The organism is Serpentinimonas raichei, from assembly GCF_000828895.1.
Taxonomy (GTDB): Bacteria; Pseudomonadota; Gammaproteobacteria; order Burkholderiales; family Burkholderiaceae_C; genus Serpentinimonas; species Serpentinimonas raichei.
The window spans coordinates 608708-632693 of sequence record NZ_AP014568.1; the positions used below are offsets into that span (position 1 = coordinate 608708).

At 66.4% G+C, this 23986-nt stretch carries 18 protein-coding genes, 4 tRNA genes and 1 pseudogene; 12 read left to right on the top strand and 11 right to left on the bottom strand.

From position 1 onward, the window contains the following. Window positions 1-18 precede the first annotated feature (18 nt). From hpnD to hpnC, 4 genes are read right to left on the bottom strand one after another with little or no spacing between them, the layout of a single operon-like run. On the bottom strand, window positions 19-885 hold the full coding sequence (hpnD, locus tag SRAA_RS02935) for a presqualene diphosphate synthase HpnD (RefSeq protein ID WP_045530862.1): 867 nt from the start codon (window positions 883-885) through the stop codon (window positions 19-21). A gap of 51 nt (window positions 886-936) precedes the next feature. After that, on the bottom strand, window positions 937-4080 hold the full coding sequence (locus SRAA_RS02940; protein WP_045530863.1) for an efflux RND transporter permease subunit: 3144 nt from the start codon (window positions 4078-4080) through the stop codon (window positions 937-939). Window positions 4081-4096: 16 nt separating this feature from the next. After that, the gene (locus SRAA_RS02945) at window positions 4097-5287 is read right to left on the bottom strand and encodes an efflux RND transporter periplasmic adaptor subunit (protein ID WP_144318689.1); all 1191 of its coding nucleotides are present in this window, start codon (window positions 5285-5287) and stop codon (window positions 4097-4099) included. Next, on the bottom strand, window positions 5284-6204 hold the full coding sequence (gene hpnC / locus SRAA_RS02950; RefSeq protein ID WP_231849318.1) for a squalene synthase HpnC: 921 nt from the start codon (window positions 6202-6204) through the stop codon (window positions 5284-5286). Before hpnC ends, SRAA_RS02945 begins: the two co-directional genes overlap by 4 nt. Window positions 6205-6317: 113 nt before the next feature. Between hpnC and SRAA_RS02955 the strand changes: the two genes are divergently transcribed. From SRAA_RS02955 to SRAA_RS02990, 8 genes are all read left to right on the top strand, one after another. Beyond that, window positions 6318-6405: transfer RNA gene (locus SRAA_RS02955), tRNA-Leu, on the top strand. A 78-nt stretch (window positions 6406-6483) separates the two neighbouring features. Next, window positions 6484-7794, top strand: coding sequence for a trigger factor (tig, locus tag SRAA_RS02960; RefSeq protein WP_045530867.1), 1311 nt, complete (start codon window positions 6484-6486; stop codon window positions 7792-7794). 3 nt (window positions 7795-7797) lie between these two features. Next, the gene (clpP, locus tag SRAA_RS02965) at window positions 7798-8409 is read left to right on the top strand and encodes an ATP-dependent Clp endopeptidase proteolytic subunit ClpP (RefSeq protein WP_045530869.1); all 612 of its coding nucleotides are present in this window, start codon (window positions 7798-7800) and stop codon (window positions 8407-8409) included. An 83-nt stretch (window positions 8410-8492) separates the two neighbouring features. After that, a complete protein-coding gene (gene clpX / locus SRAA_RS02970; protein WP_045530871.1) occupies window positions 8493-9764 on the top strand; it encodes an ATP-dependent Clp protease ATP-binding subunit ClpX in 1272 nt (423 codons plus the stop codon). A gap of 112 nt (window positions 9765-9876) precedes the next feature. Continuing rightward, window positions 9877-12315, top strand: coding sequence for an endopeptidase La (gene lon, locus SRAA_RS02975; protein WP_045530873.1), 2439 nt, complete (start codon window positions 9877-9879; stop codon window positions 12313-12315). A gap of 142 nt (window positions 12316-12457) precedes the next feature. Continuing rightward, window positions 12458-12533, top strand: a tRNA-Gly gene (locus tag SRAA_RS02980). 74 nt (window positions 12534-12607) lie between these two features. Next, window positions 12608-12681: transfer RNA gene (locus tag SRAA_RS02985), tRNA-Cys, on the top strand. 38 nt (window positions 12682-12719) lie between these two features. Continuing rightward, a tRNA-Gly gene (locus SRAA_RS02990) sits at window positions 12720-12795 on the top strand. Between the two features lie 32 nt (window positions 12796-12827). Here SRAA_RS02990 and SRAA_RS02995 read toward each other — a convergent pair. Together SRAA_RS02995 and gloB are read right to left on the bottom strand one after the other, a co-directional pair. After that, a complete protein-coding gene (locus tag SRAA_RS02995; protein WP_052467464.1) occupies window positions 12828-14606 on the bottom strand; it encodes a transglycosylase SLT domain-containing protein in 1779 nt (592 codons plus the stop codon). A 113-nt stretch (window positions 14607-14719) separates the two neighbouring features. Then, complete coding sequence (gloB, locus tag SRAA_RS03000; protein WP_082039869.1) at window positions 14720-15655, bottom strand: hydroxyacylglutathione hydrolase; 936 nt, start codon at window positions 15653-15655, stop codon at window positions 14720-14722. Window positions 15656-15716: 61 nt separating this feature from the next. Between gloB and xerD the strand changes: the two genes are divergently transcribed. The 4 genes and pseudogenes from xerD to SRAA_RS03020 all read left to right on the top strand — a co-directional run bounded on the left by xerD (window position 15717) and on the right by SRAA_RS03020 (window position 19342). Beyond that, entirely contained in the window at window positions 15717-16649 is a 933-nt protein-coding gene (xerD, locus tag SRAA_RS03005) for a site-specific tyrosine recombinase XerD (protein ID WP_045530875.1), read from the top strand. Between the two features lie 59 nt (window positions 16650-16708). Beyond that, window positions 16709-17233, top strand: a complete 525-nt coding sequence (locus SRAA_RS03010; protein WP_045530877.1) for a gamma carbonic anhydrase family protein — start codon at window positions 16709-16711, stop codon at window positions 17231-17233. A gap of 16 nt (window positions 17234-17249) precedes the next feature. Further along, window positions 17250-18233: an Hsp33 family molecular chaperone HslO gene (gene hslO, locus SRAA_RS03015; RefSeq protein WP_045530879.1), complete on the top strand. Its 984-nt coding sequence runs from the start codon at window positions 17250-17252 to the stop codon at window positions 18231-18233. Window positions 18234-18364: 131 nt separating this feature from the next. After that, window positions 18365-19342 (top strand): annotated as a pseudogene (locus SRAA_RS03020) (tripartite tricarboxylate transporter substrate binding protein BugE). A gap of 34 nt (window positions 19343-19376) precedes the next feature. Here the strand turns inward: SRAA_RS03020 and ftsB are convergent. Genes ftsB through SRAA_RS03045 form a run of 5 tightly spaced genes read right to left on the bottom strand, consistent with a single transcriptional unit; the run spans window position 19377 to window position 23919 of the window. Then, on the bottom strand, window positions 19377-19733 hold the full coding sequence (gene ftsB, locus SRAA_RS03025) for a cell division protein FtsB (RefSeq protein WP_082039870.1): 357 nt from the start codon (window positions 19731-19733) through the stop codon (window positions 19377-19379). A 20-nt stretch (window positions 19734-19753) separates the two neighbouring features. Further along, window positions 19754-21037 (bottom strand): phosphopyruvate hydratase, encoded by a 1284-nt coding sequence (gene eno / locus SRAA_RS03030; RefSeq protein WP_045530881.1) that lies wholly within the window; start codon window positions 21035-21037, stop codon window positions 19754-19756. 50 nt (window positions 21038-21087) lie between these two features. Further along, the gene (locus SRAA_RS03035; protein ID WP_034111211.1) at window positions 21088-21378 is read right to left on the bottom strand and encodes a DUF1330 domain-containing protein; all 291 of its coding nucleotides are present in this window, start codon (window positions 21376-21378) and stop codon (window positions 21088-21090) included. Between the two features lie 21 nt (window positions 21379-21399). Next, window positions 21400-22257, bottom strand: a complete 858-nt coding sequence (gene kdsA / locus SRAA_RS03040) for a 3-deoxy-8-phosphooctulonate synthase (RefSeq protein ID WP_045530884.1) — start codon at window positions 22255-22257, stop codon at window positions 21400-21402. A gap of 6 nt (window positions 22258-22263) precedes the next feature. Next, window positions 22264-23919 carry a CTP synthase gene (locus SRAA_RS03045; protein WP_045530886.1) on the bottom strand — a complete coding sequence of 552 codons (1656 nt, stop codon included), beginning with the start codon at window positions 23917-23919 and terminating at the stop codon, window positions 22264-22266. Window positions 23920-23986 lie beyond the last annotated feature (67 nt).

Genomic DNA, 23986 nt, shown 5'->3' on the forward strand with positions numbered 1-23986 from the left:
GGCTGCTCGCGCCCGGCCTCACAGCCGCCCCAGCGCTTGCACCTTCCAGGCCAGCCAGAACTTGCGCAGCGGCGTCAGGCGCACGCGCTGCGTCAACACCTGTTGCGGGTCGGCGGCGATTTGGTGCAGCAGCGTGCGGTAGATGCTGGCCATCATCAGCCCCGGTTTTTGGGCGCGCCGGTCGGCCGCGGGCAGCAGCGCCAGCGCCTCCTCATAGACACCCAGCGCGCGCTCGATCTGAAAGCGCAGCAGCGCCTGAAAGCGCGGCTCGAAGCCGGGCTCGGCCCCTTGGCCGCGCTTGAGCAGCTCGTGCGCCTTCACCTCGAAGCGCTGCAATTCGTTGATGGGCAGGTAGATGCGCCCGCGCAGCGCGTCTTCGCCGACGTCGCGGATGATGTTGGTCAGTTGCAGCGCCAGCCCGAGCCGGTGTGCGTAGGCGGTGGTCTGGGCCTCGTGTTGGCCGAAAATGCGCGCCGCCACCTCGCCCACCACGCCGGCCACCAAATGGCAGTAGCGTTGCAAGCCGGGGTAGTCGAGGTAGCGCGACTGCTCCAGGTCCATCTGACAGCCGTCGATGATTTGCAGCAGGTGGCTGGCCTCGACACCGTAGGCGGCCAAGTGCGGTTGCAGCGCCTGCAGGGCCGGGTGCTCGGGTGCGCCATGCGCCGCGTCGAAGCAGCGCGCCACTTGCTGGCGCCACCAGTGCAGCTTGAGCTGCGCCACCGAGGGGTCGCGGGCCTCATCGACCACGTCGTCGATCTCGCGGCAATAGTCGTAAAAGGCGGTGATGGCGGCACGCCGCGGTGGCGGCAAAAACAAGAAGGCGTAGTAAAAGCTGCTGCCGGAGGCGGCGGCTTTTTGCTGGGCGTAGGCTTGGGGGGTCATGTTTTGGGGGCGTGCTGAAGGCGCTGAGCTGGCGGCATTGGGCCCAAGGCCTCAGGGCGCAGGCGCTGCCGCACCGCTGCGGCTCAAGGGCGAGTAGCGCATGAAGGTGTGATAGAGCAAAGGCACCACGAACAGCGTGAGCACGGTCGAAACCGCCAGCCCATAGACGATGCTGGCCGCCACCGGACCCCACAGCAGGCTCTCGCCCCCCAGGCCGAAGGCGAGCGAGGCCAGTCCGCCGATGGTGGTGCTGCTGGTGATGATGACCGGCACCACGCGCCGGCGCGCCGCATAGAGCGTGGCGTGCAGCACGCTCATGCCGGCGCGCAGCCGCTCGTTGGCGGCGTCGATCAGCACGATGGCCGAATTGACCGCAATCCCGCCCAGCGCAATCACCCCGTACAGGGTGTAGAGCGAAAGCGGGTTGCCACTGATGGCCAGCCCAAAAGCCACCCCGGCAAAGGCCAGCGGCACCGCCACCAGCACCATCAGCGGCTGGAAGTAGCTGCGAAACTGCGCCGCCAGAATCAGGTAGATCAGCCCGATGCCAAACAGGAACAGCACCCCCATCGCGTCCAGGCTTTCTTCGATGTCTTCGAGTTCGCCGGTGAAATCGAGGTCGATGCCGGGGTGTTGGGCGCGGATGCGCTCCCAGCCGGCTTTGACAATTTGGTTGGCTTCGCGGGTGTCGGTGAGCTCGCGGTTGAGGTTGGCTTGCACGGTCACGGTGCGGCGCAGGTTGTAATGCCGTATGGCCCCGCGCCCCGGTTGCACCTGCACCTCGACCAAGGTGCCTAGGCGCGCGATCTGCCCATTGGGCAGCGCCACCGGTTCGTTGAGCAGCTCTGCCGGGTCTTGGCGCAGGCCCAGCGCCGAGCTGCTGCGCACCTTGAGCTCGATGCGGTCGCCCCCGACGCGGGTGAAGGCCACCGTTTCGCCATCCACCGCCAGCCGCACCAGCCGCGTGGCCTGCTGCGCACTGAGCCCGAGCTCGCGCAGGGTGTCGTGGCGCAGGCTCAGTTGCAACAGCGGGCGGCCGGGCAGGTTGTCGTCCTGCACGTCTTTGGTGCCGGGAATGGCGCGCACCAGTTCCTTGATGTCCTCGGCGGCGCGCTGAATCTGGTCGAAATCGTCGCCGCGCACGCGGATGTTGATCGGCATGCCCGTGGGCGGGCCGCCGGTGAAGATGAAGAAGCTCTTGTCGCCCGGCGTGTCCAGGGCCTCGATGTAGTCGCGCATGGCATCGACCACCTCCTGCACCTCGCGCGCGTCACCCGTGCGCGGATTGAGCGAGACGAAAATCTGGCCGAAGTTGTCGCCATAAACCGGTTCGGCCTCGGTGAACATGAGCCCAGCGGTGCTCGACACCGAGCGCGCCTCGTGCCCCGCATCGGCTGGCCCCACGCCTTGCAGGCGCGCGCGCACCGCCTGCTCGACCGTCTCGGTGGCCGCCAGCGTCTGCTCCAACGTGGCGTTGGCGGGCATGTTCACGTTCACGTAGAAAGCGCGAATCGGGTCGAAAGCAAAGAACTGCACCCGCACCACCCCCACCGCGTACAGGGCCACGGCCAGCCCGATGATGGCCAGCGCCAGCGCCGAAAAGCGCTTGGGGCGGCGCAGCACGTAGGCCAGCCACTGCGCATAACGCAACCGGATGCTGCGGTTGAAGGCGTTGCGCCAGAGTTGCATGCGCGACGGGGCACGCTCCAGCCGCATTCCCACCAGTTGGATGTGCACCGGCAGCATCCAGAACGCCTGGATGAGCGAGATCGCCAGCGCCAGCGTGACCACGAAGGGGATAATGAACATGAAATCGCCCACGATGCCGGGCAGCAGCATCAGCGGCATGAAGGCGGCCATGGTGGTGGCCACCGAAGCCAGCACCGGTTTCCAGACTTCGGCAATGCCATCCAGACTGGCTTGCAGCGCTTTTTGGCCGCGCTCGATGCGGTAATAAATCGATTCGGCCACCACCACCGCGTCATCGACCAGCATCCCGAGCGCGATCACCACCCCCAGCAGCACCGAGATGTTGAGCGTGTAGCCCAGCGGCGCCAGCAGCGCGAAGGTGCCCATGAGCGAAAACGGAATGCCCAGCGCCACCAGCGCGCCAATGCGCGAACCCAGGAACAGCCAGCACACCGCCAGCACCAGCAACATGCCATACAGGGCATTGGTCTGCATGATGCCGATGGCTTCGCGTGTGGGCACGGTCTGGTCGTCGCTCAGCTCCAGCCGCAGGCCGCTGAGCGCCAGCGTGGGGTTTTGCGCTTCGATGTAGGCCCCCACGCGCTCGACCAGTTCCAGCGTGTTGGTGCCGGCGGTTTTGGTAAAGGGCAAGGAGATGGCCGGCTGGCCGTTGACCGACGCCAGTTGCGAGGCCAAGGCGCGGTCGCGCTCGATGCGCGCCACGTCGCCCAAGCGCGCCGAAGCGCCGGGCCGGGACGGTGACAGCACCGGCAGGCTGGCGAGCTGCGCCGGGTCCAGCAGCACCCCGCGCACGCTCACCGACCAGGCACCGTCTTCGGTTTTGAGGGTGCCCGCGGAGCTGTCGCGCCACCACAGGCGCAGGGTGTCGGCCACGTCGGTGGCGGTCAGCCCGAGAGCGGCCAGCGCCACCGGGTCGGGGCTGACGCGCAGCACCGGGTCGCGCAGCCCCGAGGCAAAGACCTGGTCGATGCCCGTGATGCGCTCCATGTCGTCTTGGATGCGGCGGCCGTTGAGGCGCAGCGTTTCGTCGTTGGCCAAGCCGATGAGTTGCACGGTGGCGGTCGGGAAGCCGCTGGAGGAGGTGATCTCCATCACGCGCGGGTCGTTGGCTTCAGGCGGCAGTTCGGCGGTGGCGGCGTTTTGAATCTCGCGCCGCAAATCGTTCATGCGCTGGCTGAATACGCGCGGGCTGATCTCGTGAAAGCGCACCAAAATGCTGGAGACGGTTTCGCGCGAGGTCGAGGTGACAAAGCGCACATCGGCCACGCCGGCGATGGCGTCTTCGAGCGGGTTGGTGACGAGCTGCTCGATGTCCTCGGCGCTGGCACCGGGCAACGCGGTGGTGATGGTGACCCAGTTGAAGTTGATCTCTGGGTCTTGCTCGCGCGGCATGGACAGGTAGCTGAGCAGGCCCATCAAAATCACCACCACAAAGGCGATGTTGGCCAGCGGGTGGTTGGTGAGCAAGGAGCGCAGAAAATTCATGGCAAGTCTGCGCGTTTTAATTGAGGGTCTGGCCGTCGTTTAGCGCAGCCTGCCCGCGCACCACCACCAGGGTTGCGGGCGGCAGGTCGGTGGGGACGGCGCGCCCTTCTTGCGCCCTGGGCAAAGCCACGAAGCGCGCCTGCTGGCCTTGGCGCACAAAAATGCCAAGCTCGCTGCCCCGGCGCACCAGCAGTGCGGCCGGGATGTGGGGCTGCGGGTCGCGCCAGCGCAACACCCCGCTGCTGCCGGGTGGGGCGCTCGCTGCGGCGGCATCGGCAACGGCCGGGGTCCAGCCCAGGCGCACGGCGTGGGCCCGGTTGGCGGTTTGCACGGTGGGGCTGGCGCGCAGCAGGCGCAGCTCCAACAGCTCCAGGCTGCCTTGGGGCTGGAACTGCCAAGCTGTGGCGCGCCGCAGCCCTTGCAACTCGGCCGGTGGCACATGGGCTTGCAGCTCGGTGGCCCCGCTTTCGGCCAGCAGGTACAGCGGCGCACCGGGGGCTACCGCTTCGCCCACTTGCGCCATGCGCTGCACCACGGTGCCGGCAAAGGGGGCCAGCACGCGGGTGCGCTCCAGTTGGCGCCGGGCGCTGCGCAACTGCGCTTCGGCGCTGGCCAAGTCGGCCTGCTGCAGCGCCACCTCGGTTTCGCGCTGCGTCAGCGCTTCTTTGGAGAAAAAGCCCTGCGCCACCAGGTCGCGGGCGCGCTGCAACTGCGTCAGGCCCAGTTGCAGCCGGGCCATGGCGGCATCGCGCCCGGCTTGCGCGCGCTGCAGCGCCAGCTCGTGGTCGGTCGGGTCGATTTGCACCAGCAGCTCGCCACGGCGCACCGTGGCTCCCACGTCGGCAGTCCAGCGCTGCACCGTGCCAGCCACTTCGGCGCTCAGGCGCGATTCGTTGCGCGCCAGCACGGAGGCGGCGGCGCTGCGCTCGGGCTGCAGCCACACGCTGTCTAGGCGCGCGGTTTGCACGCTGGCGGCGGGGCTGGCACTGGGCGCTGTGGCGGTGCCGGGTGCAGCGGGTGCATTCTGGGTGGCTTGGGTGGCTTGGGCCCAGGCAGGGGTGGCGGTCAGCAGGCCAGCCAAGGCGGCAGCAAAGGCGAAGGCGAGCACAGGCACCCGCTTAGGCCCAGCGGCCTGTTGTGCAGGCACGACATGGCTGGAGGAGGCGGAGGGAGCGGCGGCTGCCATCGGGTGTGGGAGGCGGATCATGGGGTGGTTTCCTGATGGGGCACAGAAGGCAAGGGCAGCGCAGCCGCCGGCCGCCAGAGCGCGCGCCAGAGCAGCAGCGGGGCGTCGCGGGCGTGCAAGCGAGGGCGCTGGCACCAGGTGCGGCCGTTCAATGCCTCGATTTTGTCCAAAATGCGCAAGCCCCCCTGCACCACCAGCCGCAATTCCCAGCCCACACGGCCGGGCAAGCGCCACGCCAGCGGGGCGCCTTGGCCCATCAGAGCGCGGGCCTGGGCGCACAGTTCCAACACCATCGCCTCGGCCGGTGCGTGCTCGGTGGCATCGGGGTGCAGGCTGGCCAGTGCCACCCCGTGGCGCTGCAAGGCCGAAAGCGGCAGGTAGTGTCGCTGGCGCGGCAGATCCAGGCTCAAATCCTGCCAGAAGTTGATCAGTTGCAGCGCGCTGCAAATGGCGTCGCTCTGGCGCAGCGAGGGCTCGTCGCACACGCCATAGAGGTGCAGCAGCAAGCGCCCGATCGGGTTGGCCGAGCGGCTGCAGTAGTCCAGCAGATCGGTCAAATCGGCATAAGGCTGGCCGCTGGCCGTGCGGCGCACGTCTTGCTCGAAGGCGTCGAGCAGGTGCAGCAGCGGCTCCAGCGGCAATTGCCTAGCGCGCACCTGCTGCGCCAGCGGCTGCATGATCTGCGGCCAGCGCCCGACCGGGTTTGGAGTTGGGTCGGACACCGCAGGAGCCGCCACCGCTGCCAAAAATTCGGCCCGGTAGGCTTGCAGATCGAGCAGGCGCTGCGCCGCGCTGGCGTGGCCTTCGTCGGCCATGTCGTCGGCGCAGCGCGCGTAGGCGTAGATGGCCCGCACCGGCTCGCGCAAGGCAGGCGGGCACAACCACGACGCCACCGGAAAGTTCTCGTAGTGCGCCACACCTTGAACGGGGTTTACCATTAGATGCATTATGCCGTGCGGTGCGGGTTGTCGCGGGGCTGATCGGGGCTGCCTTACAATTCCCGCTTTCCCGCGTCAAACCAAGGTCTGTCCTTGCTTGGGCGCGGTCAGGCGCGCGGGTGGCGAAATTGGTAGACGCACCAGGTTTAGGTCCTGACGCCCGTTAAGGGTGTGGGGGTTCGAGTCCCCCCCCGCGCACCACCTGAACGAATCCCCTCATCCCGAACACCGGGGGCCAGCCTTGCAAGCGGGTTCCCATCCCCCACAGGAGTAAGCAGCATGGCAGTCACCGTCGAAACACTGGATAAGCTCGAGCGCAAGATCACGCTGGAGCTGTCGCTGGAGCAGATCACCCTAGAGGTGCAAAATCGGCTCAAGCGCATGCAGCGCCAAGTCAAGCTCGACGGCTTTCGGCCCGGCAAGGTGCCGCTGAGCGTGGTGTCCAAGCGCTACGGCGGCTCGGTGCACTACGAGGTCATGAACGACCAGCTGGGCAAGGCCTTCCAGTCCGCCGCCCAAGAAGCGCAGTTGCGCATCGCCGGCACCCCGACCATCAACGAAAAAGAGGGTGCGGCCGAAGGCGCGCTGGCCTTCGAGGCGGTGTTCGAGGTCTATCCGGAAGTGAAAATCGGCGACCTGAGCGCGGCGGCCATTGAAAAACTCAGCGCCACGGTCGATGACGCCGCGATCGAGCGCACGCTCGATATTTTGCGCAAGCAGCGCCGCACGTTTGCGGCCCGCGGCGCCGACGAGCTGGCGCAAGACGGCGACCAGGTGCGGATCGACTTCGAGGGTAAGATCGACGGCGAGCCCTTCGAGGGCGGCAAGGCCGAGGGCTTCCAGTTCGTGCTCGGCGAAGGCCAGATGCTCAAGGAGTTTGAAGAAGCCGTGCGCGGCATGCGCGTGGGCGACTCCAAGACCTTCCCGCTCAACTTCCCGGCCGACTACCACGGCAAGGACGTGGCCGGCAAGCAGGCCGATTTTCTGGTCACGCTGCAGCAGCTCGAAGCGGCGCAACTGCCCGAAGTCAACGACGAGTTGGCGCAAGCGCTCGGCGTTGCCGGGGGCAGCGTGGAGGCGCTGCGCGCCGACATCCGCAAAAATCTGGAGCGCGAAGTCAAGTTCCGCTTGCAGATGCGCAACAAAACCGCGGTGATGGACGCGCTGCTGTCGCAGTCCGAGCTCGATGTGCCCAAGTCCAGCGTGGCCTCCGAAGTCGAGCGCCTGGTCGAAGGCGCACGCGCCAACCTCAAAGAGCGCGGCATCCAGGGCGCCGACCAGGCCCCGATCCCGCCCGAGCTGTTCCAGGCCCAGGCCGAGCGCCGCGTGCGCCTAGGGCTGGTGGTGGCCGAGCTGGTCAACGCCAACCGGCTGCAAGCCACGCCGGAGCAGGTCGATGCCCACATCCAGGAGCTGGCCAGCTCCTACGAAAGCCCGGCCGACGTGGTGCGCTGGTACCAGAGCGACCGCCAGCGCCTGGCCGAAGTCGAGGCGCTGGTGCTGGAAAACAACGTCACCGAATTCGTGCTGGCGCGCGCCCAGGTGAGCGAAAAACCGATTGCCTTCGACGAACTGATGGGACAGGGCTAAACCATGAGCGCATTGCACACACAAGCCTTGGGCATGGTGCCCATGGTGATCGAGCAGTCGGGGCGCGGCGAGCGCGCCTACGACATTTATTCGCGCCTGCTCAAAGAGCGGGTGGTGTTTCTGGTCGGTGAAGTCAACGACCACAGCGCCAATCTGGTGGTGGCGCAGTTGCTGTTCCTCGAGAGCGAGAACCCGGACAAGGACATCTCGTTCTACATCAACTCGCCCGGCGGCAGCGTGAGCGCGGGCATGTCGATCTTCGACACCATGAACTTCATCAAGCCCGAGGTTTCCACGCTGTGCGTGGGCATGGCGGCCAGCATGGGTGCTTTTTTGCTCGCTGCCGGGGCCAAGGGCAAGCGCTTTTCGCTGCCCAATTCGCGCGTCATGATCCACCAGCCGCTGGGCGGCGCGCGCGGCCAAGCGAGCGACATCGAAATCCACGCACGCGAGATTTTGCGCCTGCGCGCCGACCTGAACCGCATTTTGAGCGAACGCACCGGTCAGCCGCTGGAGAAGGTCGAGCGCGACACCGAGCGCGACTACTTCATGTCGGCCAGCGAGGCCGCCGAGTACGGCTTGGTGGATAAAGTGATCGATAAACGCAGCACCTGAGCCCGCACAGGGGGCTTGCGACTGGTCTATGATCGGGTGCAGGCGGCCCTGTTTTGGCCGCCCCCCAACGAGGCAAGCACTTCATGCCCGAGAAAAAAAGCACCACCGGCTCCAAAAATCTGTTCTGCTCTTTTTGCGGCAAAAGCCAGCACGAGGTCAGAAAGCTCATATCGGGTCCATCGGTATTCATCTGCGACGAATGCATTGCGCTGTGCTCGGACATCATGCGCGACGAGCTCCCGACCACCTTGCAGGGCAAGGGCGGTGCAGCAGAGGATGCGCTGCCGGCGCCACTGCAGATCAAGCAGCACCTCGATCAGTACGTGATCGGCCAAGAGGCGGCCAAAAAGACCCTGTCGGTGGCGGTTTACAACCACTACAAGCGCTTGCGCCACCGCGAGCAATCGGGCAAGGACGAAGTCGAGCTGAGCAAAAGCAATATCTTGCTGATCGGCCCCACGGGGTCGGGCAAAACGCTGCTGGCCGCCACCATGGCGCGCATGCTCAACGTGCCGTTTGTCATGGCCGATGCCACCACCCTCACCGAGGCCGGCTATGTGGGCGAGGACGTAGAAAACATCATCGCCAAGCTGCTGCAAACCTGCAATTACGACCCTGAAAAAGCGCAGCGCGGCATTGTTTTTATCGACGAAATCGACAAAATCACGCGCAAATCCGAGAACCCCTCCATCACCCGCGACGTTTCGGGCGAAGGGGTGCAGCAGGCGCTGCTCAAGCTGATCGAGGGCACCATCGCCTCGGTACCACCCCAAGGCGGGCGCAAGCACCCCAACCAAGACATGCTGCAGGTCGATACCTCCAACATTTTGTTCATCTGCGGCGGGGCTTTCTCGGGCCTGGAAAAGGTCATCGATGCGCGCGCCGAGGGCGGCGGCATCGGTTTTGGCGCGGCGGTCAAGAGCAAGCAGCAGCGCAGCCTGACCGAGGTTTTCTCCGAGGTCGAACCCGACGACTTGGTGCGCTTTGGCCTGATCCCCGAGTTGGTGGGCCGTTTGCCGGTGGTCACGGCGCTCGATGAACTGGGCGAAGACGCCTTGGTCGATATTTTGACCGAGCCCAAAAACGCGGTGGTCAAGCAGTTTGCCCAACTGCTGCGCATGGAGGGCGTAGAGCTCGAAGTGCGCCCGGCCGCGCTCAAGGCGATTGCGCGCCATGCCATGAAGCGCAAAACCGGCGCCCGTGGTCTGCGCTCGATCTTGGAGCAGGCGCTGCTCGAAACCATGTTTGAACTCCCAAGCCTGAGCAATGTCGAAAAAGTGGTGGTCGATGAGGCCACCATCGAAGACGGCAAACCCCCCTTGCTGGTGTACCGCGAGGCGGTCCGTCAGGCTTGAATTCCCCCTACTTTGGGTGGCTTTGGCGTGCAACGTGACCGGATGCAGGCGGGCTGGCGACTTGAAATCCCCGCTTGCGCCCTCACGTGACGTCCACATATCGAGGTAAGAAATGTCCGGACACCCCCCCCTACCCAGCCAGCCCCTGACCCTGCCCCTGTTGCCCTTGCGCGACGTGGTGGTGTTTCCGCATATGGTGATCCCCCTCTTCGTCGGGCGCCCCAAGAGCATCAAGGCCTTGGAGGCGGCGATGGAGACCGACCGACGCATCGTGCTGGTGGCGCAAAAAACCGCCACCAAAGACGACCCGAGCCCGCAAGACCTGTTCGAGGTCGGCTGCGTGGCCAGCATTTTGCAGATGCTCAAGCTGCCCGACGGCACCGTCAAGGTGCTGGTCGAGGGTGTGCAGCGCGCTGCCGTGCGGCGGGTGCAAGAGGGTGAGTCGCATTTTGAAGCCGAGGTGCTGCCGGTCAGTGCCGACGACGAATTCGCCCATGTCGAATCGACCGAGCTCGAGGCGCTGCGCCGCGCGGTGATGCAGCAGTTTGACCAGTACGTCAAGCTCAACAAAAAGATTCCGTCCGAAATCCTCACCTCCATCGCCAGCATCGACCACCCCGGTCGCTTGGCCGACACCATCGCCGCCCACCTGCCGCTCAAGCTCGAGGCCAAGCAAACCGTGCTCGACCTCAACCCGGTCGTGCAGCGGCTCGACAACCTGTTTGTGCAGCTCGAACGCGAGGTCGATATCCTCAACGTCGACAAGCGCATTCGTGGCCGCGTCAAGCGCCAGATGGAGAAAAACCAGCGCGATTTCTATCTCAACGAACAGGTCAAGGCGATCCAGAAAGAACTCGGTGAAGGCGAAGAGGGGGCCGACATCGAGGAAATCGCTCGCAAGATCAAGGCCGCCAAAATGCCGCCCGAGGCTCGCAAAAAGGCCGAGGCCGAGCTCAAAAAACTCAAGCTCATGTCGCCCATGTCGGCCGAGGCCACGGTGGTGCGCAACTACATCGACGTCCTGAGCAACCTGCCTTGGAGCAAAAAAACCAAGATCAAGCACGATCTGGGTTTTGCCGATGAGGTGCTCAACGAAGACCACTACGGGCTCGACAAGGTGAAAGACCGCATCCTCGAATACCTCGCGGTGCAGCAGCGGGTGGACAAGGTCAAGGCGCCGATTTTGTGTCTGGTCGGGCCGCCGGGGGTGGGCAAAACCTCGCTCGGGCAGTCGGTGGCGCGCGCCACCGGGCGCAAGTTCGTGCGCATGGCCTTGGGTGGCATGCGCGACGAGGCCGAAATTCGCGGCCACCGCCGCACCTACATCGGCGCGCTGCCGGGCAAGGTGCTGCAAAATCTGAGCAAGGTCGGCACCCGCAACCCGCTCTTTTTGCTCGACGAGATCGACAAACTCGGGATGGACTTTCGCGGCGACCCGTCCTCGGCGCTGCTCGAGGTGCTGGACCCGGAGCAGAACCACACCTTCAGCGACCACTATGTCGAGATCGATTTCGACCTCTCCGATGTGATGTTCGTGGCCACCTCGAACACGCTCAACATCCCGCCGGCGCTGCTGGACCGGATGGAGGTGATCCGCCTGTCGGGCTACACCGAAGACGAAAAAGCCCACATTGCACTCAAGTACCTGCTGCCCAAACAGATCAAGAACAACGGCATCCGCGACGGCGAGCTCGAGCTGAGCGAGGAGGCGGTGCGCGACGTGGTGCGCTACTACACCCGCGAGGCCGGTGTGCGTGCGCTCGAGCGCGAGCTCTCCAAAATCTGCCGCAAGGTGGTCAAGGGCCTGCTGCTGAAAAAATACAGCGCCCCGGTGCAGGTCACGCCCGACAACCTGGGCGACTACTTGGGGGTGCGCAAATACAGCTTCGGCCGTGCCGAGCAGAACAACCAAATCGGCCAAGTGGTGGGCTTGGCTTGGACCGAAGTCGGCGGCGATTTGCTCACCATCGAGGCCGCCCTCATGCCCGGCAAAGGCAACGTCACGCGCACCGGCCAGTTGGGCGAGGTGATGAAAGAATCGGTCGAGGCCGCGCGCACCGTGGTGCGCAGCCGCGCGCGGGCGCTGGGCATCAAGACCGAAGCCTTCGAGAAAAACGACATCCACATCCACGTGCCCGACGGGGCTACGCCCAAAGACGGCCCCAGCGCCGGCGCCGCCATGACCACGGCCATCGTCTCGGCCCTGACCGGCATCCCGGTGCGCGCCGACGTGGCCATGACGGGCGAGATCACGCTGCGCGGCGAAGTGACCGAAATCGGCGGCCTCAAAGAAAAGCTGCTGGCGGCGCTGCGCGGTGGCATCAAAACGGTGCTGATCCCGCAGGCCAACGTGAAAGACCTGGCCGACATCCCCGACAATGTGAAGGCCGGGCTGGAGATCGTGGCGGTGCAGTGGGTCGACCGGGTGCTGGAGCTGGCGCTGGAGCGCTATCCGCTGCCCTTGGCCGCGGAGGAGGATGCAGCCACAGTCACAGCCACCGCAGCGGTTGCGGCGGCCGAGCCGGTGGCGGTGGCTTCCTTGAAGCACTGAGGGCGCGGCGTTTGCAGGCAGGGTTTTTTGCGGGTATCGGGCGCGTTTTATGCCAGTGCCGCTGCCCGATCGGCGTTTTTTCGGTATAGAATAGCGGCTCTGCAGTTAGGCGGTGCCGATGGCGCCGCAGAATCTGCAACACGCGGGAATAGCTCAGTTGGTAGAGCGCAACCTTGCCAAGGTTGAGGTCGCGAGTTCGAATCTCGTTTCCCGCTCCAATGGTTTTCCAAGGCAAGCGCTGGCTTGTTTTCCGGTTCGGTGCCTATGGCCGAGCCGGATGTGCCCAAACGAAGGCGCGGTAGCAAAGCGGTTATGCACCGGATTGCAAATCCGTGTAGGTCGGTTCGACTCCGGCCCGCGCCTCCAGCCTTACCAAGCACTGGTCCCAAGCGGGGCCAGTCAATGCGGGAATAGCTCAGTTGGTAGAGCGCAACCTTGCCAAGGTTGAGGTCGCGAGTTCGAATCTCGTTTCCCGCTCCATTCTCCCCCCCTCCCCCCCTGAAGCCATGGCTTCAACGCACCGCCACTTTCGATTGGCTGGCGTTGGCTTGCGCGCTGCGGACCGGTGTCTGCGCCGCAGGGCGGTTGCTGGCGGCGGTGCTGGCCGTGCCTGTGCGCTTGGCTGGGGTGCTGCTGCGGGGTGCCGGGGCGGCGCTCGCCGTTCTGCTCGCGTTGCGGCTGGCGGGCGCTGCGCTGCGCTGCACCAACAGCACCTGGCCGACGCGCAAGCTGGCGTTGGGGCGCAGCTGGTTCCAACTGCGCAAGTTGGCCACGCTCACGCTGTGGCGGCGCGCCAGCGACGAGAGGGTGTCGCCCGAGCGCACGGTGACGCGGATGCTGCGCTGCCCTTGGGTGGGGCTGGTGCTGGCGCTGCCGCTTTGGTCGCGGCCGAGCAGAATCTGGCCGCCGTCGGCGAGGTGCTCGGGTACGTCGGCTTCGTGGTTGCCTAGGCGAGGCACCAGCAGGGTGGAGCCGGCGCGCAACTGGCTGGAGCGGCGCGGGATGTCGTTGACTTCGCGCAGGCGCGCTTCACTCAAATCGTGCTGCTGCGCGGCTTGGGCCACGCTCATGTTTTGGGGCACGCGCCAAGCGGTCCAAGTGGCCCACGCGCCTTGGTGCTCGCGCAGGCGCTGCTGGAAGGTGAGGGCGTTGTCCCACGGCAGCAAGATGTTGGGGGTGCCGGCAGCCATGATCACGGGTTTGTCGTGCGAGGGGTTGAGCTGGCGAAAGTTCTCGATGCTCACGTCGGCCAGCTCGGCGACCAGGGCGACGTCGATGTCGCGCGTGAGGGTGACGCTGTCGAAGAAAGGGTGGTTGCCGATCACGGGCAGGTTGATGCCGAGGCGCTGCGGGTCGCGGATCAGGTTTTCGATGGCTTGCAGCTTGGGCACGTAGTTGCGGGTTTCGTTGGGCATGCGCAGGTCGAGGTAGCTGGTGCCCAAGCCCGCCGCGCGGTTGGCGCGGATGGCGCGCTGCACGTTGCCGTTGCCCCAGTTGTAGGCGGCCAGCGCAAGCTGCCAGTCACCAAACATGCGGTGCAGACGCTGCAGATAGTCCAGCGCGGCGTTGGTGGAGGCGAGCACGTCGCGCCGGTCGTCGCGGAAGGCGTTTTGCATCAGGTCGAATGAGCGCCCGGTGGCAGGCATGAACTGCCACAGGCCAGCCGCCTTCACCGGCGAGACCGCCTGCGGGTTGAAGGCGCTCTCGATAAACGGCACCAGCGCGACTTCCATGGGCAGGCCGCGGCGCTCGGCTTCTTCGACGATGTGAAATAGGTATTTGCTGCTGCGCTGCACCATGCGTTCGAGGTTTTGCGGCCGGCTGGCGTGCCATTGCTCGTGCAGGCGCACCAGATCGGTGTCGAGATCGGGCATGGCAAAGCTGCGCCGCATGCGCTCCCACAGGTCGCGCGGGGCTTCCAGCGGGGCGACGGAGACAGGATGGCTGGTGGCGCTGCTGCGGCCCAAGGCGAGCAGGGGGCCGCTGGGGATGAGGGGGCGCAGCCCTAGGCTGCCGCCGGATTGGGCCAAGCCGGGCTGGGTTGGGTGATCGGACGCGCCTTGCAGCAGGTCGGCGGCGCTGCTGTGGTTGGGCTGAACGGCGCGGGGAAGGCTGGCCGGCCTGCTGGTTTGGGCAGCAGGGTCGGCCGCCGATCTGTGCGCAATGGCATCGCTCTGGCTGGTGGTGCCAAGGCCGCCAGGGGCGGCGCAGGCGCTGAGCCAAAGCGCGGCCGCCAAGGGCAGCACCAGGCGCAGGGTGGAGTGGACTAAGTTGTGGGCAATGGATGTCATCGGCTTGGTATCTGTCGCAAATTGTGTCGATTATCGGGCTTGCAGCATGGAACTGGCAAACACGCCAAGGTCCGGGCAGATGCGCCGGGGCCAGAACGGGGCTAAACTGGGCTTCAAGGAAAGCCGTCTTTGCAGCGCCGCAGGGCGGCGAAAGCGTGCACATCCGCGGGCCAAAGGGCCGCCGCTGCAGCGCCCTCGGCCGTTGGCGCTGCACCGGGTCCGGGGCGGATGCGGGATGCAACCGGGGCGGGGGTGCTGGCAGCCGCACCAGCCGCCACCAGCGCCGTGGCCAGTTGTTGGAGGGCCTGGCGCAGCGCGGGTTCCCGGCTGCGCAGGAAGGGGTTGAGCGCGCGCTCGCGCCCGATGCGGCTGGGCAGGGTGGGGCGGCCGGCTTGGCGCTGCTGCTCGCACCAGCGCTGGTAGTCGGCCAAGCCCGGGTGATCGGGTTCCAAGGCGCGCGCAAAACGCAGGTTGGAGAGGGTGTATTCGTGCGTGCAGCAAACCAGCGTGGGTTCGGGCAGGGCGGCCAGACGGTCTAGGCTGGCGAGCATCTGCGCCGCCGTGCCTTCGAACAAGCGGCCGCAGCCGATCGAGAACAGGGTGTCGCCGCAAAACAGCAGGCCCTCACCGAGTGTCTGGCCGCGCTCGCTGGCTGGGTCGGGCGCAGTGGTGGGCGCGGCCGGGGCAAAGCCGGCGCAGTACCAAGCGATGTGGCCCGCGGTGTGGCCGGGGACTTCGATCACCTCGAAGCGGCCGCCAAGCAGCGCCAAGCTATCGCCGTCGCGCACGCGCTGCACGCCTTCGGGCAGCGGCTCGTGGGCGGGGCCCCAAACCGGCGCGGCAGTAGCGGCGCGCAAGGCCGCCACGCCGCCGGTGTGGTCGCCGTGGTGGTGCGTGAGCAAGATGCCAGCCAGTTGCAGGCGCTCGGCCGCCAGCCAGTCCAGCACCGGTTCGGCTTGTCCAGGGTCCACCACCCAAGCCTGGCGGCCGTCGTGTAAGGCCCAGATGTAGTTGTCGCTCAAAGCGGGGATGGGGTGCAGCAGGGGCATGGCCCGATTGTCTATCAGGCTGGCCGCTGCGTAGCGGGGTACCCCGGCGCCTTGATGGACAATGCCGGTTCTATCCTTCGGGTGCAAAGGTGCGTGCGTGCTGGAACGATTTTTGGATGCGCTGTGGCTGGAAGACGGGCTGGCACCGCTGACGCTGGCGGCCTATCGCAGCGATTTGCAGCAGTTGGCCGACTGGCTGGCGCAGCGCCGCCCGCCGCCGCCCGGGGTGGCTGCCGCCACGCTGGAGCAGGCGCAGGAGGCCGATCTGCTGGCCTATCTAGCCGATAGCCATGCGCGCAGCCGCGCCAGCACCGCGAATCGGCGCCTGAGCGTGCTCAAGCGCTACTACCGCTGGGCGCTGCGCGAAGGGCTGCTGGAAGTGGACCCGACGCTTCGGCTGCTGAGCGCCCAGCGCGCGCTGCGCGTGCCCAAAACCCTGAGCGAAGCGCAAGTGGAGCAACTGCTGCAAGCGCCCGATCTGGGGCAGGCGCTGGGGCTGCGCGATCGCGCCATGCTGGAGCTGATGTACGCCAGCGGCTTGCGCGTGAGCGAGCTGGTGGGGCTGCAATTGCACCAGATCAGCCTGCCCGAGCAGGTGCTGCGCGTGCTGGGCAAGGGGTCCAAGGAGCGGCTGCTGCCCTTTGGCGACGAGGCGCTGCACTGGCTGCGCCGCTACTTGGCCGAGGCCCGGCCCGCCATTTTGAGCGGCCAGATCAGCCACGATCTGTTCGTGACGGCGCGCGGCGCGGCCATGACGCGGGTGATGTTTTGGCTGCTGGTGAAAAAATACGCACGCCAAGCGGGCATCGAAGCGCCGCTGTCGCCGCACACGCTGCGCCACGCCTTCGCCACCCATTTGCTCAACCACGGGGCCGATTTGCGCGCCGTGCAACTGCTGCTGGGCCATGCCGACATTTCCACCACCACCATCTACACCCACGTGGCGCGGGCGCGCCTCAAGCAGTTGCACGCGCAGCACCATCCACGGGGTTGAGGGGGCAGCTTGGCGCACCCGCTTGGCACACCCCGGCCCCGCTTCGTACAATCGCAACCATGAGCATTTACCAACTCGACGACGCACAACCCCAAGTCCACCCCAGCGCCTTCGTGGCCGATGGCGCGCAGGTGATCGGTCAAGTCAGCCTGGGGGCTGAGGCCAGTGTCTGGTTTGGCTGCGTGATCCGCGGCGACACCGAGGCCATCGCCATCGGCGCGGGCAGCAACATCCAAGACGCCAGCGTGCTGCACGCCGACTACGGCTTCCCGCTGCAGGTGGGCGAGCGCGTGACGGTGGGGCACCAAGTGATGCTGCACGGCTGCACCATAGGCGACGAATCGCTGATCGGCATCGGGGCGGTGGTGCTCAACGGGGCGCGCATCGGCAAACACTGCCTGGTGGGGGCGGGCGCGCTGGTCACCGAAGGCAAAGAATTCCCCGACGGTTCGCTGATTCTGGGTAGCCCGGCCAAGGTGGTGCGCACGCTGACACCAGAGCAGATCGAGGGCCTGCGCCAGAGCGCGCAGCACTACATAGCCAACGCGCGCCGCTACCGCAGCGGTCTGCGCAAGCTCGCCTAAACCGGGTAGCGCAACCGTGTCCGACGAACTGCATAAGTTTTTATTCGAGGGCCTGCCGGTGCGCGGCCTGCTGGTGCGCTTGGGCGCGAGCTGGCAGGAGCTGCTGCGCCGCCACGCCGAGGCCGGTGGCTACCCGGCGCCGGTTTCCGATCTGCTGGGTCAGATGTGTGCCGCCGCCGTGCTGCTGCAGGGCAACATCAAGTTCAACGGGGCGCTGCAACTGCAGATTCAGGGCGATGGGCCGCTGCGGCTGGCGGTCGCCGAAGTGGGGCCGGATTTTGCCTTTCGTGCCACGGCACAGGTGCAGGGCGAGGTTCCCGAGGGCGCGCTCTTGAGCGAGCTGGTGAACCGGCACCGGCGCGGGCGCTGCGCAATCACGCTCGATCCGCAAGACCGGCTGCCGGGCCAGCAGCCGTATCAGGGCGTGGTGGCGCTCAGCGGCGCCGATGGGCAGCCCTTCGAGCGCCTGAGCGAGGTGCTGGAGCACTACATGCAGCAAAGCGAGCAGCTCGACACCAAGCTGGTGCTGGCCGCCGACGCGCATTGCGCCGCCGGACTGCTGATCCAGCGCCTGCCGCCCTCGGCCGAGGCGCACTTGAGCGGCCAGGCGGCGGCACAGGCGCGGGCCCAAGCACGGGAGCAAAGCGACGACTACCCGCGCATCGCCACGCTGGCGGCGAGCTTGCAGCCCGTCGAGCTGCTGCGGCTCGACACTGACACGCTGCTGCACCGCCTGTTCTGGCAGGAGCCGCTGCTGCGCTTGCAAGAACCCGGCGGCCCGAAGCAGCCGCGTTTTGCTTGCAGTTGCTCGCGCGAGCGCGTGGCGGCGATGTTGCGCAGCTTGGGCGCGGCCGAGGTGGATTCGATGCTGGCCGAGCGGGCGCAGGTCGAGATCGGCTGCGAGTTCTGCGGCGCACAGTACCGTTTCGATGCGGTGGATGCGGCGCAGGCGCTGCTCGAACAGCCGGTGCTGGCTGGTGCGGCGGCGCGCTTGCAGTAGCGCGGGTTGGGGTGGCTTGTTGGGGTAAGTCACTAGCCCAATCAGCCCCTTGAGGGGCAGAAAAAGCGGCTGCGCGGGGCCTGTCCTGCCTACAATGGGCTGCACTTTCATTTGCGCAGGAGACACCCACCATGCAACGCCGATCACTCCTAGGAGCCGCTGGGCTCGCCGCTTCCCTGCTCGCCGCCAGTGGCAGCGCTTAGGCGCGCACCTACCCGACGCGCTCGGTGCGCCTGATTGTTCCCTTTGCGCCCGGCGGGCCGACCGACATCGTGGCGCGCATCATCTCGGAGCCGCTGTCGCAGTTGCTGGGGCAGCCGGTGGTGGTGGACAACCGCGCCGGTGCGGGCGGCATGATTGGGGCCACCGAGATCGCGCGCGCCACCCCGGACGGCTACACGCTGGGCGTGGCCACGGTTTCCACGGTGGCCGCCAACCCGGCCTTCAACCCGCGCACCCCCTACCACCCGATCAACGACTTCACGCCCATCACCAACATCGCCGCCGCGCCCAGCGTGTTCGCGGTGCACCCCTCGTTTGCGGGGCGCGACTTCGCCTCGTTCCTGCGCGAAATTCGGGCCGCGCCCGGCCGCTTCTCTTACGCCACCTCGGGCACGGGCAGCATCAACCACATTCTGGTCGAACTGTTCGAGTCCGAAACCCGCACCTTCATGGTGCACATTCCCTACCGTGGCACCGGCCCGGCGCTGGTGGATGTGGTGGCCGGCCATGTGCCGATCATTTTTGGCGACCTGCCCTCGGCGCTGCCGCACATCCAAGCGGGCCGGCTGGTGCCGATCGTGGTGGCGGCGGATCGGCGCACGGCGCAACTGCCCAATGTGCCGACCTTTGCCGAAGTGGGCTTGCCGCGTGTCAACCGCATGGCCTTCTTTGGCCTGCACGGCCCGCGCGGTTTGCCGCGCGAGGTGGTCGAGCGCGTCCACAGCGCGACCATGCGCGTGCTGGCCGACCCGACAATCCGCCGGCGCATCGAGGACACCGGCCTGGTGATCGTGGGCAACACGCCGGAGCAGTTTGCCGAACAAACCCGGCTCGAGTTCGAGCTCTACCAAGGCGTGGTGCAACGCGCCGGATTGAAGCCGGATTGATGCCACCACCGGGCCACACGCGCGGCGGGGTGGCTCAGTTGCTGCGGCTGATTGGTGCAGCCTGAGCCGGGGCCTCCGGGGCCAAGGAACTGGGTTCTGCCCCCGCTGCCGCTTCGGGGCGCCGGATCTGCACAAAAATTTCGTTCGGTCGCACCAAGCCGAGCTGGTGCCGCGCCACTTCTTCGATCATCTCCAGCCCCTCTTGCAGGTCGCGCACCTCGCTGCCGAGTTCGGCATTGCGCTGGCGCGCCGCCTCGTTGGTGGCTTCTTGCAGGTGCAGGCGCTCGCGCAGCTCGCGCACCTGAGGCACGCCGCCACGGCCAAACCAGAGCTGCGCCTGCACCAGCAGCAGCAGGGCGGCCAGCAACAGGGCAACGGTGCGGGCGCTCATGGCCGCCGTGGAGGCATGGTTTAGCGCAGGTTGTAAAACGCCGCCCGGCCCGGGTAGCGTGCCACGTCGCCGAGGTCTTCTTCGATGCGCAGCAACTGGTTGTACTTGGCCATGCGGTCCGAGCGGCTGAGCGACCCGGTCTTGATCTGGCCGGCGTTGAGCCCCACGGCGATGTCGGCGATGGTGGAATCTTCGGTCTCGCCCGAGCGGTGGCTGATCACGGCGGTGTAGCCGGCGCGCTTGGCCATTTCGATGGCTTCGAAGGTCTCGGTGAGGGTGCCGATCTGGTTGATTTTGATCAGGATCGAGTTGGCGATGCCCTTGTCTATGCCTTCTTGCAGGATTTTGGTGTTGGTCACGAACAGGTCGTCGCCCACCAGTTGCACTTTTTTGCCCAGGCGCTCGGTGAGGTGCTTCCAGCCGTCCCAGTCGCCTTCGGCCATGCCGTCTTCGACGCTGATGATGGGGTATTTGTCGCACCAGGTGGCCAAAATATTGGTCCATTCCTCGGCGCTCAGCACCAGCCCTTCGCCTTCGAGGTGGTAGCGGCCGTCGCGGTAGAACTCGCTGGCGGCGCAGTCCAGCGCCAGCGCGATCTGTTCACCCGCCACGTAGCCGGCCTGCTCGATGGCTTGCAGGATCAGTTGCAGCGCCGCTTCGTGGTTCGGCAGGTTCGGGGCAAAGCCGCCTTCGTCGCCCACGGCCACGCTCATGCCCTTGTCGTGCAGGATTTTTTTCAGGGCGTGAAAAACCTCGGCGCCCCAGCGCAGCGCTTCACGAAAGCTGGTCGCACCCAGCGGGACGATCATCAGCTCTTGCAGGTCGAGGTTGTTGTTGGCGTGCGCGCCGCCGTTGATCACGTTCATCATCGGCACCGGCATTTGCATGCGGCCGCTGCCGCCAAAGTAGCGGTACAGCGGCAGCCCGGCTTCTTCGGCGGCGGCGCGTGCCACCGCCATGCTCACGGCCAGCGTGGCGTTGGCCCCGAGGCGGCTTTTGTTGGGGGTGCCGTCGAGGTCGATCAGGGCCTGGTCCAGAAAGGCCTGCTCAGAGGCGTCGAGCCCGAGCACGGCTTCGCTGATTTCGGTGTTGATGTGCCCCACCGCCTTGAGCACGCCTTTGCCGAGGTAGCGCTTGGGGTCGCCGTCGCGCAGCTCGATCGCTTCGCGGCTGCCGGTGGAGGCACCCGAAGGCACGGCGGCGCGGCCCATGACGCCGCTTTCCAGCAGCACGTCGCATTCGACGGTGGGGTTGCCGCGGCTGTCGAGGATTTCGCGCCCGACGATGTCAACGATTGCACTCATTTTTGCACCTTTGATTTAGAAAAAGTCGAAACTGGGGGTTTGGGCGGCGCCTACACGCCTTCGACGGCGATCATGCGGATCGAGCCGGCCCCGGCGCGCGCTTGCCGCGCCTGGGTGTAGGTGGCGCTGTCGTAGTAGGCGCGCGCGGCGGCCAGGCTGGGGAATTTGAGCACCACGATGCGCTGCGGCACCCAGCCGCCTTCGAGCGGATCGACCAGGCCACCGCGCACCAGCACCTCGGCCCCGTGCTCTTGCATGGCGCGGCTGCTCCATTCGCGATAGACCTTCATTTGTTCTTCGTTGCTGATGGTGACGTCGGCGATCAGGTAGGCGTGTGGCATGGTGTGGCTGGGGGCTGTGTTTCAGGGCTGGAAATGCTGTTCGATGAAGCCGTGTTTTTTGGTGACGCGGTCGAGCTCCAGCAGGCTCTCCAACAGCGCCGCCATGTGCTTGAGCGGCACGGCGTTGGGGCCGTCGCTTAAGGCACGATCTGGGTCGGGGTGGGTTTCCATGAACAGGCCGGCCACGCCCACGGCCACGGCGGCGCGCGCCAGCACCGGCACCATTTCGCGCTGGCCGCCGCTGGACTGGCCCAGGCCGCCGGGCAGTTGCACGCTGTGGGTGGCGTCGAACACCACCGGGGCACCGGTCTGGCGCATGATGGCTAGGCTGCGCATGTCGCTCACCAGGTTGTTGTAGCCAAAGCTGACGCCGCGCTCGCAGGCCAAGAAGTTGTCCTCGGACAGACCGGCTTCGCGGGCGGCGGCGCGCGCTTTGGCGATCACGTTGAGCATGTCGTGCGGGGCCAGAAACTGCCCTTTTTTGATGTTGACCGGCTTGCCCGACTGCGCCACGGCGCGGATGAAATCGGTCTGGCGGCACAAAAAAGCCGGGGTTTGCAGCACATCGACGACCGCCGCGACTTCGGCGATTTCGGCCTCGGTGTGCACGTCGGTGAGCACCGGCAGGCCGAGCTCGCGCCGCACCTGGGCCAGAATTTCCAGTCCGCGCTCGCGCCCGGGGCCGCGAAAGCTGCTGCCGCTGGAGCGGTTCGCCTTGTCGTAGCTGCTCTTGAAGATGAAGGGGATGCCAAGCGCAGCGGTGATTTCCTTGAGCCGCCCGGCGACTTCGAGTTGCAGCGCCTCGCTCTCGACCACGCAGGGCCCGGCGATGAGGAAAAAAGGCCGGTCCAAGCCGACTTCGAAGCTACAGAGTTGCATGGTGGATCAGCCTTTGCGGGTTTGTTGCTGTTCCAGCGCCGCCCGAACGAAGGCGCTAAACAGCGGGTGCCCGCCCCACGGGGTGGACTTGAATTCGGGGTGAAACTGCACCCCCATGAACCAGGGGTGGACGCTGCTGGGCAGCTCAACGATTTCGGTGAGTTGCTCGCGCTGCGTGAGCGCCGAAATGAGCAAGCCGGCCTGGCGCAGGCGCTCCAGGTAATGCGTGTTGGCCTCGTAGCGGTGCCGGTGCCGCTCGCTCACCACCGGGCCGTAGATGGCATGCGCCAGCGTGCTGGGCTGCACGTCGGCGCTCTGCGTGCCCAGGCGCATGGTGCCGCCCAGATCGCTGCTGCCGTCGCGCTGCTGGATCGAGCCGTCGGCGTCTTGCCATTCGTCGATCAGGGCGATGACGGGGTGCGGCGTGTCGGGGTCGAACTCGGTCGAGTTGGCCCCTTGCAGGCCGGCCACGTGGCGCGCAAATTCGATCGTCGCCACTTGCATGCCTAGGCAGATGCCAAGGTAGGGCACGCGCTGCTCGCGGGCGTAGCGGGCGGCGGCAATCTTGCCTTCGGTGCCGCGTTTGCCAAAGCCGCCCGGCACCAAAATGGCGTCGAAGGGGGCCAGCACGGCCGCCACGTCTTGGCCTTCCAGCGTTTCGGAGTCGATGTAGCCGATTTCCACGCGCACCTGGTTTTTCAGGCCGGCGTGGCGCAGCGCCTCGTTGAGCGATTTGTAGCTGTCGGACAGATCGACGTATTTGCCCACCATGGCGATGCGCACCGCGCCCTGCGGGTGTTGCAGCGCGTGCACCAGCTCGTCCCAGCGTTGCAGCCGCGCCGGCGGGGTGTTGAGGCGCAGCTTGTCGCAGATCAGGCCGTCTAGCCCCTGCTCGTGCAGCAGGCGCGGCACCTGGTAGATGCTGGGCATATCGGGCAGCGAGATCACGCCCCACAGTGGCACGTTGGTAAAGAGGCTGATTTTTTCGCGCTCGTCGTCGGGGATGGTGCGGTCGGCGCGGCACAGCAGGGCGTCGGGCTGGATGCCGATTTCGCGCATTTTCTGCACCGTGTGCTGGGTCGGCTTGGTCTTGAGCTCGCCCGCCGCCGCAATCCAGGGCACGTAGCTCAGGTGCACAAAGGCGCACTGATTCGGCCCCAGGCGTAGGCTCATCTGGCGCACCGCCTCCAAGAAGGGCAGCGATTCGATGTCGCCCACGGTGCCGCCGATTTCGACGATCGCCACTTGCACCGCCTGCGCGGTGCCAAAGCCGGCCCCGCGTTTGATGAACTCTTGGATTTCGTTGGTGACGTGCGGGATCACTTGCACCGTTTTGCCGAGGTAGTCGCCGCGGCGCTCTTTTTCGAGCACGCTTTTGTAGATCTGGCCGGTGGTGAAGTTGTTGGCGCGCTTCATGCGTGTCTCGATGAAGCGCTCGTAGTGACCGAGGTCGAGGTCGGTTTCGGCCCCGTCGTCGGTGACGAACACCTCGCCGTGCTGAAACGGGCTCATGGTGCCGGGATCGACGTTGAGGTAGGGGTCGAGCTTGATCAGGGTGACGTTGAGGCCGCGCGATTCGAGCAGCGCCGCCAGCGAAGCGGACGCGATGCCCTTGCCGAGTGAGGACACCACGCCGCCGGTCACGAATACGAATTTGGTCATGTCGCGGGCGAGCCGGCTAAGGCTCGCGGCTGAGGAAAGGCCGATTATAAAAGGCTGCCCGCCCTCA

Excerpts from the sequence above, each read along its gene's own strand:
- hpnD (WP_045530862.1), bottom strand. The coding sequence starts at position 885 with ATGACCCCCCAAGCCTACGCCCAGCAAAAAGCCGCCGCCTCCGGCAGC.
- SRAA_RS02940 (WP_045530863.1), bottom strand. The coding sequence starts at position 4,080 with ATGAATTTTCTGCGCTCCTTGCTCACCAACCACCCGCTGGCCAACATC.
- SRAA_RS02945 (WP_144318689.1), bottom strand. The coding sequence starts at position 5,287 with ATGATCCGCCTCCCACACCCGATGGCAGCCGCCGCTCCCTCCGCCTCC.
- hpnC (WP_231849318.1), bottom strand. The coding sequence starts at position 6,204 with ATGGTAAACCCCGTTCAAGGTGTGGCGCACTACGAGAACTTTCCGGTG.
- tig (WP_045530867.1), top strand. The coding sequence starts at position 6,484 with ATGGCAGTCACCGTCGAAACACTGGATAAGCTCGAGCGCAAGATCACG.
- clpP (WP_045530869.1), top strand. The coding sequence starts at position 7,798 with ATGAGCGCATTGCACACACAAGCCTTGGGCATGGTGCCCATGGTGATC.
- clpX (WP_045530871.1), top strand. The coding sequence starts at position 8,493 with ATGCCCGAGAAAAAAAGCACCACCGGCTCCAAAAATCTGTTCTGCTCT.
- lon (WP_045530873.1), top strand. The coding sequence starts at position 9,877 with ATGTCCGGACACCCCCCCCTACCCAGCCAGCCCCTGACCCTGCCCCTG.
- SRAA_RS02995 (WP_052467464.1), bottom strand. The coding sequence starts at position 14,606 with ATGACATCCATTGCCCACAACTTAGTCCACTCCACCCTGCGCCTGGTG.
- gloB (WP_082039869.1), bottom strand. The coding sequence starts at position 15,655 with ATGCCCCTGCTGCACCCCATCCCCGCTTTGAGCGACAACTACATCTGG.
- xerD (WP_045530875.1), top strand. The coding sequence starts at position 15,717 with ATGCCGGTTCTATCCTTCGGGTGCAAAGGTGCGTGCGTGCTGGAACGA.
- SRAA_RS03010 (WP_045530877.1), top strand. The coding sequence starts at position 16,709 with ATGAGCATTTACCAACTCGACGACGCACAACCCCAAGTCCACCCCAGC.
- ftsB (WP_082039870.1), bottom strand. The coding sequence starts at position 19,733 with ATGAGCGCCCGCACCGTTGCCCTGTTGCTGGCCGCCCTGCTGCTGCTG.
- eno (WP_045530881.1), bottom strand. The coding sequence starts at position 21,037 with ATGAGTGCAATCGTTGACATCGTCGGGCGCGAAATCCTCGACAGCCGC.
- SRAA_RS03035 (WP_034111211.1), bottom strand. The coding sequence starts at position 21,378 with ATGCCACACGCCTACCTGATCGCCGACGTCACCATCAGCAACGAAGAA.
- kdsA (WP_045530884.1), bottom strand. The coding sequence starts at position 22,257 with ATGCAACTCTGTAGCTTCGAAGTCGGCTTGGACCGGCCTTTTTTCCTC.
- SRAA_RS03045 (WP_045530886.1), bottom strand. The coding sequence starts at position 23,919 with ATGACCAAATTCGTATTCGTGACCGGCGGCGTGGTGTCCTCACTCGGC.